Source organism: Streptomyces sp. NPDC093065, from assembly GCF_044754585.1.
In the GTDB taxonomy this organism is placed as follows: domain Bacteria; phylum Actinomycetota; class Actinomycetes; order Streptomycetales; family Streptomycetaceae; genus Streptomyces.
In genome coordinates this window covers 255,696-270,322 of record NZ_JBIVPJ010000008.1, presented here as the reverse complement: position 1 = coordinate 270,322, position 14,627 = coordinate 255,696, and the positions used below count along the sequence as shown (strand labels likewise).

The window sequence follows — 14,627 nt, the reverse complement described above, 5'->3', positions numbered from 1 at the left end:
GCGGCGGGCGCCCGGGGCTCAGTAGTTGCCGAGGCCGCCGCAGACGTTGAGGGCCTGCGCCGTGATGGAGCCCGCGGTGTCCGAGGCGAGGTAGCCGACCAGGCCCGCGACCTCCTGCGGGGTGGAGTAACGGCCGAGCGGGATCTTCGCCTGGAAGCGCTGGAGGACGTCCTGCTCGGTGGTGCCCCAGTGCTCCGCGTACCCGCGGCGCACCCGGTCCGCCATCGGCGTCTCCACGTACCCCGGGCAGACCGCGTTCACGGTGATGCCCGAGCGGGCCTGGGCGAGTTCGAGTCCGAGGGCCTTGGTGAAGCCGACGACGGCGTGCTTCGACGCCGAGTAGGGGGCCGCGAGCACCACGCCCTGCTTGCCGCCGGTGGAGGCGATGCTGACCACGCGACCGGCCCCGCGGTCGAGCATGCCACCGCTGGTGAGCACCTCGCGGGTGACCCGGAAGACGGCGTTCAGGTTGGTCTCGATGACGTCCTCCCACAGCGCGTCGGACAGCTCGGACGTGACGCCGCCCCCGCCGCGGCCGGCGTTGTTCACCAGGACGTGCAGCGGGCCGAACCGGTCGACGGCGGCCCGCACCAGGTCCTTGACGTCCTGCTTCGAGGTCACGTCCGCCCGCGCGCCCGCGGCCTCGTGGCCGTCGGCGCGCAGCTTCTCCACGGCCGTGTCCACGTCCTCCTGGCCGCGGGCGCACAGGAACACCGCGTGTCCCTGCTCGGCCAGCAGCTCGGCGCAGGCCAGGCCGATTCCGCTGGTGCTGCCGGTGATCAGTGCCGCACGGCGTCGGCTGGTGTCCATGACGGGTCCTCTCCTCGAACGGGGGTGGAAGCAACGGGGCGGGCGGGGCGGGCGGAGGCGGCCGGAAGGAGGGCGGGGGCGGCGGCCGGCCGCAGCCGGCGGACGGCCTCGGCCAGCTGGGCGCGGTCGCGTTCCGCTCCCGCCCGCGCCGGGGAGAGCGGGACGACCGTGCCGGCGCCCCGGGCGACGGCGGGATGGCGGCGCGCGACGGTCGACAGGCCCTGCCCCGGCCCGGCCTCCACCAGCACGAACGGTCCGTCTCCCAACGGCCCCCGCGGCCCCAGGAGATGACCGAGTGCCGCGCCGAAGTGCACGGGCCGGGAGGGCTGCATGGCCCAGAACCGCGGTTCGCACACGAGGGGCTCGGCCAGCTCCCGCCCCGTGTACCCGGACACCACCGGGGTGTGCGGCGCACGCAGGGATATCCGCCGGTAGGCGGGTACGGTCGCCGCGCAGGCACCCGCCACCGAGGGGCTGTGGAACCCGGTGGTGGCCTTGGCCGGCATCCACGGCGTCCCGTCCTCGGTGAGCGCCGCGGTGACCTCGCCGAGGTCCGGGTCGGGACCGGCCAGCATCACCTGGGACGGCGCGTTCACGGCGGCCACCACGACCTGCGCGGTGAGCCGGGGCGCGACCTGGGCCGCGCTCGCCGCCACCGCGACCATGCCGCCGGGCGGGGCCCCGGCCAGGGACTCCACCCGCGCGGCCAGCACGTCCACGGCGTCGTCCAGGCTCATGATCCCGGCGAGCACGGCGGCCGCGTACTCACCGGCGCTGTGCCCGAGATAGGCGGCGGGCCGCACCCCCCACGAGGTGAGCAGCGTGCCCAGCGCCACGTCCAGCCCGAACAGCAGGGGCTGGGCCCGGCGCACGTCGTCCAGCGGGACGGCCGGGGTGTCGCCCAGCCAGTCGTCCCTGGTCCGCGCGCCCTCCTCGCCGAGCAGCTCGAACACCTCGTCCAGGGTCCGGGTGAACACCGGCTCGGTCCCGTACAGCCCGCGCAGCATGCCCGGGTACTGCGAGCCCTGGCCCGGCAGCAGGACGGCCACCGAAGGCACGGCGCCGCCTCCCGCTCCCGCGTCGGCTTCCGCGAGGGCGCTCATCGTGCCCCGCCCCCGCACAGCACCACGGCGCTGTTGAAGCCGCCGTCGCCGCGGGCCAGCACCAGCGCCGTGCGCAGCGGCAGCTCCCGGGCGGCGCCCGTGACCAGGTCGAGGCCGTAATCGGGGTCGGCCCGCGACACGTTGGGCGTCGGCGGGACCACCCCGTCGCGCAGGGCGAGCAGCGCGGTCGCCGCGTCCAGCGCCCCGCCACCGGCGAAGAGCCGGCCGGTGCCCGCCTTCGGCGCGGTGACCGGTACGCCGCCCGGCCCGAACACGGCGGCCAGCGCGGCGGCCTCGGCGCGGTCCCGCCCGACGACCCCGGACGCATCGGCGAACACCACGTCCACGTCACCCGGTGCGACACCCGCGTCTGCCAGGGCGGTGCGGATCGCGCGCTCCAGCCCGAGAGGCCGCCCGGAACCCGGACGCGGGTCCAGCGTGGCCGCGTACCCGGCGATCTCCCCGTACACCCGGTGCACCCCGCGGGCGCGGGCCGCCTCGGCGTCCTCGACGACCAGCAGGGCACCGCCCTCGCCGGGCACGTAACCCGGTGCGCCGGGCGCGAACGGCAGGTACGCCCGGCCGGGGTCGTCCACCGTGCTGAGCTGCCCGGTGGACACCTGGGCCACCCAGCCCCAGGGGCACAGCGCCCCGTCGACCCCGCCGGCGACGACCAGCGGTGTCCCGCGGCGCAGATGCCGCCGGGCCTGCCCCAGGGTGTCCAGACCGCCGGCCTGCTCGGTCACCAGCACCCCGCTGGGGCCGCGCAGCCCGTGCCGGATGGAGATCTGGCCGGTATTGACGGCGTAGAACCAGGCGAAGGACTGGTAGGCGCTGACGTACTCCTTGCCCCGGTTCCACAGGTTCTGCAGCTCGCGGTGGCCGAACTCCACGCCACCGCCTGAGGCCGCGGTGACCACACCCATGCCGTACGCGTCCTGCGAGGCGGTGTCCACGCCCGCGTCGCCGAGGGCCTCGTCCGCGGCCACCAGCGCGAGCCGTGTCATGTGGTCCGTCTGGGGCAGCAGCCGGCTGGGCAGGTGCTCGGCGGGCTCGAACCCGTCGACCTGGCCGGCGACCCGGGTGGGGTACGAGTCCGCGGTGAAGCGGGTCACCGGGCCGATTCCGCCGCGCCCGTCGAGCGCGGCCTTCCAGTGGGCCCCGGTGCCGAGGCCGCTCGGCGCGGCGACACCGAGCCCGGTCACGACGGCTCTCACGGCTGCCTCCTGTCCGGTGCGGCGAGCACCATCGCCGTCTGGAACCCGCCGAACCCGCTGCCCACGCTGAGCACCACGTCGGTGTCGTGGTCCCGCGCGGTCAGCGGTACGTAGTCGAGGTCGCAGTCCGGGTCGGGTTCGTGCAGGTTGGCGGTGGGCGGGACGACGTCGTGCTCGATGGCGAGCGCGCAGGCCGCGATCTCAAGGGCGCCGATCGCGCCCAGCGAGTGCCCGATCATCGACTTGACGGAGCTGACCGGCACGTCGTGGGCGTGCGCCCCGAGGCTCCGCTTGAACGCGGCCGTCTCGTGCCGGTCGTTCATCTTGGTGCTGGAGCCGTGCGCGTTGACGTAGTCGACGTCCTCGGGTGCGAGCCGTGCCTCCTGGAGGGCACGGTCGATGGCCTCCGCCATCTCCACGCCGTCCGGCTTCAGGCCCGTCATGTGATAGGCGTTGCAGCGCGAGGCGTACCCGGCGATCTCGGCGTACACGTGCGCGCCGCGGCGGCGCGCGCTCTCCAGCTCCTCCAGGACGAGTACGGCCGCGCCCTCCCCGAGCACCAGTCCGTTGCGGGTGCGGTCGAACGGCCGGGAGGCGTGCTCCGGGTCGTCGTTGCGCGGGGTGGTGGCGTGGATGGCGTCGAAGCAGGCGGCGGTGATGGGGGAGATCGGCGCCTCCGTCGCACCGGCGATCATCACGTCCACGGAACCCTCCCGGACGAGTTCCGCCGCGTGGCCGAGGGCGTCCAGGCCGGAGGTGCAGCCGGTGGAGACGACGGCGGCGGGACCCTCGGCACCGGCCTGCCAGGCCACCTCGGCCGCCATCGAACTGGGCACGAAGTGCCGGTAGAGGGCCGGTACGGCGTACTCGTGGTCGACTTCCCAGGTGCGCCCGCCGTCGCTGACGACGACGTACTCGCGTTCCAGGCTGGTGGTGCAGCCCACCGCGCTGCCCAGCGTGGTGCCGATCCGTCCGGGATCGGGGTACGCGGCCGGGTCGAGACCGCTGTCCTGGAGCGCCTCGCGGGCGCTGACGACCGCGAACTGCGCGGCGCGGTCCAGCCGTCGGATCTCCTGCGGGCCGAGTCCCGCCGCGCGCGGGTCGAAGTCGACCTCGGCGGCGACGCGGGAACGGAACGGCGACGCGTCGAAGTGGGTGATGGTGCGGGTCGCGGAGCGGCCCGCGGTCAGCAGTTCCCAGTAGGCCTTCAGGCCCACGCCGCCCGGCGCGACCGCTCCCATGCCGGTGATCACCACGCGGCGGGTCATCGGCGCACCGCCGTTCGGTGCTGGATCCGTCTCATGTTGCTCAGTCCTTCCGCTGGTGCGGGCGCGCGGAGGCGCGCGTCGTCGGGCCGGCCGCGGCTGCGGCGTGGGGGGAGGTGGCATGAGGGCAGGGTGGGACGCAGTGGGGGAGGAGGGGACTCAGGCCTCGGGAGCGGCCGGTGCGGGCGGGGTGTCGACGATCCGCAGGACGGCACAGGACCAGGTGAACCCGGCTCCCACGCCGACGAGCAGGACCAGTTGCCCGGGGGTCAGCCGGCCCTCGGCGGCCAGGTGGGCGAGCGCGGCGAACTGGTCGGCGGCGCCGAGGTGTCCGACCGTGCCGGCCCAGTCGAGGACGGTGCGCTCCAAGGGAATGCCGAACGGCTGGAAGAAGGCCGCGTCGAGCCGCCGTCGCCCGAGGTGGGGCAGGACGAACAGGTCGATCTGCTCCAGCTCCACGTCGGCCTGTGCGAGGGCGTTCTTCAGCGCGGCGCGCTGTCCCGCGGAGACCCGGATCACGCAGAACGACATGCCGTTGCGGGTGACGTAGGCGCGCTTGAGCGCCTCCAGGTCGACCACGGGGCGCCGGTCGAACGGGGCGACGCCGAAGGAATCGTCGCCCCGGTGCATGCCTTCCAGTTCCGGGTCGGAGACCGTGGCCAGGCTCAGCAGCCGGGCGAATCCGGAACGGCGGGACAGGACGAGGGCGGCGCCGGCGTCGCCGTAGAGCGTGCCGGGGTCGGAGCGCCAGCGGTCGAAGGCCGGGGCGCAGAACCGGTCGCCCGCGGTGAGCAGCGCGGCGGACCGGTCACCGCCGCCGAGCAGGAAGCCGGCGGCCAGCTCCAGCGCGGCCATCCCCCCGTTGGACATCTGCCGGATCTCCATCGCGGGGCAGGCGTCGGCGCGGACCGCCCGCTGCACGTACGAGGCGGGGGGCCACAGGTCGTGGCCCTGGTAGTGCACACTCGCGTGCAGCAGCAGATCGAGGTCGACGGCACCGAGCCCGGCGTGCGCGAGCGCCGCGCGCCCGGCCTCGGCAGCGAGCTCCGGTCCCGCCGCGCCCTGCGACACGGCGACGCTCTCCATCCGCGTCTGGCGTGCCGTCCGCTCGTCGAGCAGGCCCGCCGCCACGGCCTCCCGCACCGGGTGGAGCGGGGGCAGCACACCGGCGACACCGGCGACAAAAACGTCCTGTTCGTACCTCATCCCAACCTCACCTGAACCTCCTCCTCGCACTCGCACAACCCCACCCCTGCCACCCGCCCCGGTCCCGGGAGACCTGGCTCTTCCGGCCCTTCCGGGCCCCGGACTTTCACGGTCCCGGGCTGTGGGACCCCCCCCTTCCGAACCTCGCGTTCTCACCGGTCCCGGGCTGTGGACCTACGGTCCTTCCGGATCCCGGATCCCGGGTCCTTCCGGATCCCGGTGCTTCCGGCCCCCGACCCTCGTGACTCCCGGCCCCCTGCCTCGGGCCCTTTCGGACCTGGGGCTTCTCCGGACCCCGGTTTCTCCGGACCCGGGTTCCTCCGGAATCGCGCCCCTGGGGCTCCGCGACCTCGACCGCCGGGACCTACGGCCCGTACGAACCTCAGGCTTCCGCGCCCCCGGGCTCCTGCGATCCCGGGCCTTTCCGGACCCCGGGTTCTCCAGGGGCACTTGTCGGTGCTCGGGTCTTCTGGAGGCTTCGGTTGCTTCGGTCGCTCCGGGGCCCAGGGGTGTCCCGGGCGGCCTGCCGTAGCCGTCGGGGTGTGCTACCGGAGGCGGGGCGAACTGCCCCGCCGTCGAGTCCGTTCCGTCCGGCGGTCGTGGGTCCGCTTGCCGTGCCCCCGGGGGGGGCACCGCAGGGCCGTGGTCGCCCGGAGGGCTTCCGTGGTCAGCCGCGCAGGCCGACCGGGGACTCCGCCGCGGCGGCGGTGTCGGGCACCGGCCCGGTCGCCGCCGGGGCGGGCGTCGTGGCGGCGCCGCCGGAGAACTCCGCGTCGGTGCCGGCCGGCCCGGAGTCCGCGCCGGTCCCGGACCCGGGCGTGCGTCCGCCCAGCCACAGCGACCACACCGCGGCCGCGGCCACCGCGCCCGCTCCCAGCCAGACCGCCGCCCGCATACCGGTGACGAAGGCGTGCCCGCTCTCGTAGCCGCCCCGCGCGGCGAACACCGCGCTGAGCACGGCCACGCCGAACACGCCGCCGAGTTCCCGGATGGTGTTGTTCACCCCGGACGCGATGCCCTCCTCCGTGCGCCGTACCGCACCCAGCGCGAGATTGGCCGCGGGGCCGAAGTACAGGCCCATGCCGAGGCCGTTGAGGACGAAGGCCGGCAGCAGCGTCAGGAACCCGGAGGACTCCGTGACCGTCAGGGCGATGACCACGAGCCCCGCCGCCTGCAGCACCATGCCGGTCAGCACGATCGGCCGGCCGCCGATCCGGTCGGAGAGCACCCCGCCGATCGGGGCCGCGATCAGGGTCATACCGGTCCAGGCCAGCAGCCGCAGCCCCGCCCCGAGCGGCGACGCGCCCTGGACCGTCTGGACGTACTGCATGACCAGGAAGATGGACCCGAACATGCCGAAGTACATCAGCAGCGACACACCGTTGATCGCGTTGAAGCCCCGGTTGCGGAAGAAGCGCAGCGGCAGCATCGGCGCCGGCGTGCGGTGCTCCCAGCCGAGGAAGGCGAGCAGCGCCACCGCGCCGAGCGTGAGCGCACCCGTGACCCGGACGCTGCCCCAGCCCGCGGAGTTGGCCTCGACCAGGCCGAAGACGAGCCCGAGTACGGCGAGGCAGCCCAGCAGCGTGCCCACGACGTCCAGCGGCTTGCGTTCGCCGCGGCTCTCGGTCAGCCAGCCCGGCGTCAGGGCCAGCAGTGCCACCCCGATCGGCACGTTGAGCCAGAAGATCCACTGCCAGGACAGATAATTGATCACCACGCCGCCCACGACCGGGCCCAGCGCCACGGCGAGACCGCCGACCGCCCCCCAGATGCCGAGGGCCGCACCCCGCTGCTGGGGCGGGTAGGCCGCCGACAGCAGGGTCAGCGTCAGCGGGAGCACGATCGCGGCGCCCACGCCCTGCACCGCCCGCCCGGCGACGAGCAGTTCGATGCCGGGGGCGAGCGCGCAGAGCACGGAGCCGAGCGTGAAGACGCCGATGCCGATCGCGAACAGCCGCTTGCGTCCGAAGCGGTCGGCGACCGCGGCGGCGGACAGCAGCAGCACGGCGAACACGAGGGTGAAGGAGTTGACCGTCCACTCCAGCCCGGCCAGGCTCGCGTCCAGGCTCTCCCGGAGTTTCGGAAGGGCGGTCGTGACCACCAGGTTGTCCAGGGACACCATGAACACGGCCACCGAGGTGACCGTGGCGGTGCGTCCCGGATGGCCGCGGGTCTCCACGGAGCCGGGTGTTGCTGCGTCGGTGGCTGCCATCGCCGTAGGTCCTCTCTCGCTGTGGGGTGCGGGGCGTTCCGCACAGGAGAGTCACGGCAGCGGATAGCGCAGGGGTGGAGAAGCTCTGAAGAACCGGCCGTCCGGGCCGCCGTACGGGCCGCTCACCGCACCTGCCGGACGCGCCCGCGTGCCGCCGCCGCGCGTGCCCCGCTTACCATGAACCCGTGTCCATGCCGCCACCGCCGGGACCCCGGGGGCAGTACCCGCAGGGGCCCTGTCCTCCGCAGTGGGGCCACCCCCTCCCGCCGTATCCCCGGCAGGCTCCCGTCAACGGGCTCGCCATCGCCGCGTTCGTGCTCGGCGTCCTGTGCTTCGTGCCGGCCGTCGGTCTCGTGCTGGGACTCGTCGCGCTGGCCCGGATCCGCAGGCGGGGCGAGCGCGGCAAGGGGTTCGCGGTGGCCGGATCCGTACTGTCCTCCGTGGGGCTGGCCCTGTGGGTGCTGACGCTCTCCACGGGCGCCGCCGGCGACCTCTGGGACGGCTTCCGGGACGCCGCGCGCGGCGAGGACACCGCCTACTCCCTGGAGAAGGGCCAGTGCTTCACCACTCCGGGCGGCTCCCTGCAGGGGGTGACGTACGACGTCGACGAGGTGCCCTGCGAAAAGGCGCACGACGGCGAGGTGTTCGCCTCCTTCGCCCTGCCGGACGGTTCCTACCCGGGCGACCGGGAGATCACGCGGGCCGCCGACGACCGCTGCTACGCCCTCCAGGACGCCTACGCGATGGACCGGTGGGCGCTGTCGGACGACGTCGACGTGTACTACCTGACCCCGACCGCCGCGAGCTGGCGTACCGGCGACCGCGAGATCACCTGTCTGTTCGGGAACACGGACGAGCGGGACACGCTGACCGGCTCGCTGCGCAACGACGGCGCACGGCTCGACCCGGACCAGCACACGTACCTGCTGGCGGAGGGCCACCTGAACCGGGCCATGGACGAGGTGCCCGCGGCGGAGGCCGTCGAGGACGACTTCGCCGGTTACCGGGTCTGGGCGGGGCGGGTCTCGGAGGCGCTCCGGGGAGAGATCGCGGTGCTGGACGGGCACGGCTGGTCCGCCGGCGCCGAGCGCCCGGTCGCCGAGCTGACCGGGGACCTGCGGGCGGCGCGGGAGGAGTGGGGCCTGGCCGCGAAGGCGGCCGACCTCGACGCGTTCTACGAGCACTACGGCAAGGGCTACGACCTCGTGGTGGCCGACACCACCGTCACCGCCCGCAAGGCTCTGGGCCTGGCCACCACGGCGCCGGACCACGAGAGCGGCGGCGACGGCGGGGGAGACGACACCCGCCTTGAGGTGTGAGAGCAGCCATAACGGGGAGAAAGTGCCTGCGTAAAGCCCTCGGGCCCCACAAGTCATCACATCGAGTGATTCTCTGGCCTTTACTTGCCTGGGCAAACCTACGGTTGCCACGCTGTTGCTGTCTGTACAACCTGATGGGAGCGGCCAGTGACATTCGGTGAGCAGCCGGCGTATCTGCGTGTCGCGGGTGATCTCCGCAAGAAGATCGCCGACGGCCTGCTGCCGCCCCATACCCGCCTCCCGTCCCAGGCGCGGATCCGCGAGGAGTACGGCGTCTCGGACACCGTCGCCCTGGAGGCGCGCAAGGTGCTGATGGCCGAGGGCCTGGTCGAGGGCCGCTCCGGCTCCGGAACCTACGTGCGCGAGCGGCCCGTCCCGAGGCGCGTCGCCCGCTCCGGGTACCGGCCGGCCGGTGGCGCCACGCCCTTCCGGCAGGAGCAGGCCGACGGCGACGCGCGCGGCACCTGGGAATCGCGCAGCGAGCAGGCCGAGGCGAGCGGTGCCGTGGCCGAGCGGCTCGGGATCAAGCCCGGTGACCGGGTGATGTGCACCCGGTACGTCTTCCGGGAGGCCGGTGAGGCCGTGATGCTCTCCACCTCCTGGGAGCCGCTGGACCTGACCGGGCGCACGCCGGTGATGCTGCCCGAGGAGGGGCCGCTCGGCGGTATGGGCGTCGTCGAGCGGATGGCCGCCATCGACGTCGTCGTCGACAACGTCACCGAGGAGGTCGGCGCCCGCCCCGGCCTCGCCGAGGAACTGCTGGCGCTGGGCGGCGTACCGGGGCACGTGGTGCTGGTCATCCAGCGCACGTTCTACGCCTCGGGGCGCGCGGTGGAGACGGCCGACGTGGTCGTCCCGGCCGACCGGTACCGGGTGGCGTACCACCTGCCCGTCCGGTAGCCCGTCAAGCGGCGCCCCGCCCGGGGCAGTTCACGCGGCCTCACGGTGTGAGTCGGCGCACGCCCGTCGTGCGCCTCCCGTGCTCGTTTCCTGAGCACGCACACCCGCCCGCACCTCCGCCGGCCCCTGGGCGCCCGCCCTCCGGCGCCGGAATCCGGCCGTTCCCGCAGGTCGCCTCCTCGATCTCGCCATGCCTGTGACCGGAGGCATCGGTGTGCGGAGACGGCGCGTTCCGCATCGTGCGCCCCCTGCGTTCTGGCTGGTTGCGTACCTCTTTGTGCAAAGCCGTATTCGCTCCGTGAAGGTTGGGCGTAGGCTCGGGCATATGCGGACTGCGGTTTCCTTTGCGGGCGGGGCGCGGCGAATGACGTGGGCGGCGGGAACGGGAGGTGGAGGGGCGCGATGAACGACAGCACGGTCACTCTTCCCTGGCTGGTCTTCCGGCAGGACGACAACGGCAATCGCTACCGCGTGGGCAGGTACGCGACCCGGGCCGAGGCCCAGGAGATCGCGGACACCCTCGACGGTCGCGGACACCAGCAGCTCTACTGGGTCGAGAGGCTCGGCGCGGCCGGCCCGGGTACGGCGGACTGACCCGCCCCCGGACACCCCGTAGGCTCCGGCGCATGACGGAACGGATCGTGGTGGGCGCCGCCCTGGTCGACGACGGGCGTCTGCTCGCCGCACGCCGCAGCGCCCCCGCAGAACTGGCCGGGCGGTGGGAGCTGCCCGGCGGCAAGGTCGAGGCGGGCGAGACACCCGAGGCGGCGCTCGTACGCGAACTGCGCGAGGAACTCGGGGTGACGGCCGGGGTCGGTGAGCGCGTCCCGGGTCAGTGGCCCCTGCGGGCGCCGTTCGTCCTCCAGGTGTGGACCGCCCGCCTGCTCCCCGGCTCGGCCGCCCCCGAACCCCTCCAGGACCACGACGACCTGCGCTGGCTGACCCCCGCCCAGGTCTGGGACGTGCCCTGGCTCGAGCAGGACGTACCCGCCGTCGAGGGGGTGCTCGCCCGCCTGGGACCAGACGCGGGAGGCGTGACGCGCGGTACCGCGTCCTGATCGGCGGTACCGAGCCCGGATAAAGGGTATGTGCCCATTAACCCCATGAAAAGGGATGCGATGGGGGTTGCCGGCCGGGGAAGTGATCGGCGTGAGCGACAACCAGGGCGACTGTGCCGAGTGGGTCTTCCCCGCGGCACCGGACGCCGTGCGGACCGCCCGCTCCCTGGTCCGCCGCACACTGGACGAGTGGCGGCTCGACGGCGTCGGGGACATCGCCGCCCTGCTGGTCAGCGAGCTGGTCACCAACGCCCTGCGGCATGCCACCGGGCCCATCGGTCTCCGCCTGGTGCGCGGCGACCCCGCCGGGGACGCCGGCGTCCTGCTGGTGGAGGTGTCCGACCCGCTGCCCGACCCGCCCCGCGAGCGCGTCGCCCGCCCCGAGGACGAGGACGGTCGCGGCCTGCAACTGGTCGCGTCCGCCGCCCACCGCTGGGGGACCCGCCCCGGCGAGGCGGGCAAGACGGTGTGGTTCGAACTCACCCTGCCCCACTGATGCGACGGCCTCGTGACGCACCGTTGCCGCCGCGCCGACCGCCGCCCGGAATGTACCGATATCGACCCTGACTCCGGCCGTCAACCGGTTCAGGCCGGTGGCAGTTGTGGATGAGCGTGATTCGATGCCGTGTCCGCTGGTTAGAAGACTGGAAGTGTTGTCACGGTCCGGACCGAAAACCATCGGGACCGTGCTGTGATCGTGAACACCGTGTCGTGCGGCGCCGTAGTGCTGGATACTGCGGGCAGCCGCCTCCGGTGACCGGTGCCGGACGCGGTGAGCTGGAGGGGACGGTTCGCGTGAGCGAGATACCAGCGAGGGCCGAGGAGCCCACGGAGTCCACGGAGTCCGGGGGCCCGTCGCAAGACGCGCCACTCGGTGACGCGGTGTGGCAGAGCAGCCCGCCCGGCTCCATCTACGACTACATCAAGGTCGCCTCCTTCTCCATCGGTCCCGACGGGCTCGTCGACCAGTGGAGCCTGCGGGCGGAGCAACTGCTCGGCATCCGGGCGGAAGACGCCGTGGGCACCGACCCCATCGAGACCTTCGTCGACCCCGACCTGCGCGAGCGCGGCCAGCGCAAGATGACCGAGATCCTCGACGGCCGGGAGTGGACCGGCGTGGTCCCCTTCCGGACACCGGACGACTTCCGGACGCCGGTCGGCGGCGCCGAACCCGGACCGCGCGCGACCGGACGGCGCCGACAGCGCGGGCTGGCCGAGGTGTACGTCATGCCGACGCGCACCGAGGACGGGGAGAAGGCCGCCGTCTGCATCGTCGTCGACGTCCGCGTCCTGCGCAGCATCGAGACCGACCTCGCCGCCTCGCAGGCCATATTCGGCCAGTCTCCCTTCGGTTTCCTGCTGATCGACCCCGATCTGACGGTGCGCCGCGCCAACCAGCGGTTCGCCTCCATCTTCGGCGGCACCCCCGACGACCACCGCGGCAAGGGCGTCCACGACTACCTGCCGCGCGCCGAGGCCGACCGGGTCTCCGCGACCCTGCGCCGGGTGCTGGAGACCGGCGACTCCATCACCGACATGCACGTCACGGGCTTCGTGCCGGGCTCCGAGGAACGCCGGCACTGGTCCGTCAACCTCTACCGCGTGCACAGCGGTTCCGGTCGGCCCATCGGCGTCGCCTGGCTCGGCACCGACATCACCGCCCGCCGCCAGGCCGCCCGCGAGGCCGCCAACGCCCGGCGCAACCTCGCCCTGCTCAACGACGCCGGCGCCCGCATCGGCAACTCCCTCGACCTGGAGACCACCGCCCGCGAACTGCTCGACGTCGTCGTCCCCGGCTTCTGCGACCTGGCCACCGTCGACCTCTACCAGGGCCTGCTGGCCGGCGACGAGACCCCGCCCGGTCTCGCCGACGGCAGCGCGGAACTGCGCCGTGTCGCCTTCTCCAGCGCCGTCTCCGACGCCCCGTTCCTCGGCACCGGCGAGCGGGTCAAGCTCGGCGCCGTCCACCACTACCCGTTCAACTCGCCCTGCGCCGACGCCCTGCGCACCGCCCGGCCGCGTGCCGTCCCCGCCGAGGACGGCGGCCTCGTGCAGTCCACGCTGGCCGTGCCGATGGTCGCCCACGACACGGTCGTCGGACTCGTCCAGTTCGCCCGCACCAAGGGCAGCGAGCCGTTCGGCGACCGAGACCGCGACCTCGCCGTGGAACTGGCCGCGCGCGCCGCCGTCTGCATCGACAACGCCCGCCTCTACCGGCGCGAACACGAACGCGCGCTGATCCTGCAACGCTCCCTGCTCCCGCCCGGCGACCCGGAGGCCTCCGGACTCGACATCGCCTGCCGCTACCTGCCCGGCGAGGCGGCCACCGGCCGGGCCAGCGAGGTCGGCGGCGACTGGTTCGACGTGATCGAACTCCCCGGGCACCGCACCGCGCTGGTCGTCGGCGACGTCATGGGCCGCGGCCTGCGCGCCGCCGTCGCGATGGGCGAACTGCGCACCGCCGTACGCACCCTGGCCCAGCTCGACCTCGAACCGGCCGAGGTGCTCGCCCAGCTGGACGAGATCGCCCGCGGTCTCGGCGCCCCGGGAGGCGTCCAGCAGGCCACCCGGGCCGCCCGCCGCCCCCGCGAGGCCGACCTGTCCGAGGTCTACCTGGCGACCTGCGTGTACGCCGTCTACGACTCGGTGACCAGGCGCTGCACCTTCGCCAACGCGGGCCACCTGCCGCCCGTCCTGGTCGAGCCCGGCGAGTCCGCGCTGATGCTGGACGTACCGCCGGGCCTGCCGCTCGGCGTGGGCGGGGAGCCCTTCGAGGAAGTGGAGGTCGAACTGCCCGAGGGCGCCCTGCTCGCCCTCTACACCGACGGACTGGTCGAAAGCCGCGACCACCCCCTCGACGAGGGACTCCAGGCCTTCGTCGGTGCCCTCACCGACCCCGCCCAGCCCCTGGAGGACGTCTGCGACCATGTCCTCAACACCCTCGACAGCCACCACGGCGAGGACGACATCGCCCTGCTGATGGCCCGCGTCCAGGGCCTGCCCAGCGACTCGGTCGGCGACTGGACCCTGCCCCGCGAGCCGCGCAGCGTCGGCCGGGCCCGCGAGTACGCCCGCGCCCAGCTGCTCGCCTGGGACATGGAGCCGCTGGTCGACACGACGGAACTGCTCGTCAGCGAACTCGTCACCAACGCGCTCCGCTACGGCGAGGGCGAGATCAGGCTCCGCCTCCTCCTCGACCGCACCCTGGTCTGCGAGGTCTGGGACTCCGGTCTGGTCCAGCCCCGCCGGCGCCGCGCCCGCGACACCGACGAGGGCGGCCGCGGTCTGCAACTGGTCGGCCTGCTCAGCGCGGCCTGGGGCTCACGCCGTACGCCGCGTGGCAAGACCGTCTGGTTCGAACTGCCACTGCCGGGCGCCGACACCCAGCTCACCGACCCGGCGGAGGCGTTGCTGAGCCTGTTCTGACCCGGCCCGGCGTCGTCCGGTTCCGGGTCCGCCGGGTGCGGCGCACATGCCCGTACCCGGCCAGCAGCAGGGCCGCCCCGGCCGTGACCAGGGGCGGCACCAGATCGGCGG

Annotated in this window: 12 protein-coding genes; 6 read left to right on the top strand and 6 right to left on the bottom strand. The window is 73.9% G+C overall.

Annotated features, from left to right (window positions below; translation table 11 throughout):
• Window positions 1-18: 18 nt before the first annotated feature.
• From ACIQFU_RS17115 to ACIQFU_RS17090, 6 genes are all read right to left on the bottom strand, one after another.
• Window positions 19-810, bottom strand: a complete 792-nt coding sequence (locus ACIQFU_RS17115; RefSeq protein WP_402552260.1) for an SDR family NAD(P)-dependent oxidoreductase — start codon at window positions 808-810, stop codon at window positions 19-21.
• The gene (locus ACIQFU_RS17110; protein WP_402552258.1) at window positions 780-1,913 is read right to left on the bottom strand and encodes an acyltransferase domain-containing protein; all 1,134 of its coding nucleotides are present in this window, start codon (window positions 1,911-1,913) and stop codon (window positions 780-782) included. The genes ACIQFU_RS17115 and ACIQFU_RS17110 overlap by 31 nt, the downstream gene beginning before the upstream one ends.
• Window positions 1,910-3,130, bottom strand: coding sequence for a ketosynthase chain-length factor (locus ACIQFU_RS17105; protein ID WP_402552257.1), 1,221 nt, complete (start codon window positions 3,128-3,130; stop codon window positions 1,910-1,912). The genes ACIQFU_RS17110 and ACIQFU_RS17105 overlap by 4 nt, the downstream gene beginning before the upstream one ends.
• A complete protein-coding gene (locus ACIQFU_RS17100) occupies window positions 3,127-4,398 on the bottom strand; it encodes a beta-ketoacyl-[acyl-carrier-protein] synthase family protein (protein ID WP_402552255.1) in 1,272 nt (423 codons plus the stop codon). Before ACIQFU_RS17100 ends, ACIQFU_RS17105 begins: the two co-directional genes overlap by 4 nt.
• A gap of 156 nt (window positions 4,399-4,554) precedes the next feature.
• Window positions 4,555-5,601: a ketoacyl-ACP synthase III family protein gene (locus ACIQFU_RS17095; RefSeq protein ID WP_402552253.1), complete on the bottom strand. Its 1,047-nt coding sequence runs from the start codon at window positions 5,599-5,601 to the stop codon at window positions 4,555-4,557.
• A gap of 667 nt (window positions 5,602-6,268) precedes the next feature.
• A complete protein-coding gene (locus tag ACIQFU_RS17090) occupies window positions 6,269-7,813 on the bottom strand; it encodes a DHA2 family efflux MFS transporter permease subunit (RefSeq protein WP_402552251.1) in 1,545 nt (514 codons plus the stop codon).
• A 185-nt stretch (window positions 7,814-7,998) separates the two neighbouring features.
• Here ACIQFU_RS17090 and ACIQFU_RS17085 point away from each other — a divergent pair, with 185 nt between their 5' ends.
• The 6 genes from ACIQFU_RS17085 to ACIQFU_RS17060 all read left to right on the top strand — a co-directional run bounded on the left by ACIQFU_RS17085 (window position 7,999) and on the right by ACIQFU_RS17060 (window position 14,516).
• Window positions 7,999-9,132: a DUF4190 domain-containing protein gene (locus tag ACIQFU_RS17085; protein ID WP_402552250.1), complete on the top strand. Its 1,134-nt coding sequence runs from the start codon at window positions 7,999-8,001 to the stop codon at window positions 9,130-9,132.
• 147 nt (window positions 9,133-9,279) lie between these two features.
• Window positions 9,280-10,032 carry a GntR family transcriptional regulator gene (locus tag ACIQFU_RS17080; protein ID WP_373902627.1) on the top strand — a complete coding sequence of 251 codons (753 nt, stop codon included), beginning with the start codon at window positions 9,280-9,282 and terminating at the stop codon, window positions 10,030-10,032.
• A 402-nt stretch (window positions 10,033-10,434) separates the two neighbouring features.
• Window positions 10,435-10,626, top strand: a complete 192-nt coding sequence (locus ACIQFU_RS17075; RefSeq protein ID WP_402552249.1) for an SPOR domain-containing protein — start codon at window positions 10,435-10,437, stop codon at window positions 10,624-10,626.
• 32 nt (window positions 10,627-10,658) lie between these two features.
• On the top strand, window positions 10,659-11,090 hold the full coding sequence (locus ACIQFU_RS17070; protein WP_402552248.1) for a (deoxy)nucleoside triphosphate pyrophosphohydrolase: 432 nt from the start codon (window positions 10,659-10,661) through the stop codon (window positions 11,088-11,090).
• A 55-nt stretch (window positions 11,091-11,145) separates the two neighbouring features.
• Entirely contained in the window at window positions 11,146-11,586 is a 441-nt protein-coding gene (locus tag ACIQFU_RS17065; RefSeq protein ID WP_402552246.1) for an ATP-binding protein, read from the top strand.
• A gap of 299 nt (window positions 11,587-11,885) precedes the next feature.
• The gene (locus ACIQFU_RS17060) at window positions 11,886-14,516 is read left to right on the top strand and encodes a SpoIIE family protein phosphatase (RefSeq protein ID WP_402552245.1); all 2,631 of its coding nucleotides are present in this window, start codon (window positions 11,886-11,888) and stop codon (window positions 14,514-14,516) included.
• The last annotated feature ends 111 nt before the right edge of the window (window positions 14,517-14,627 follow it).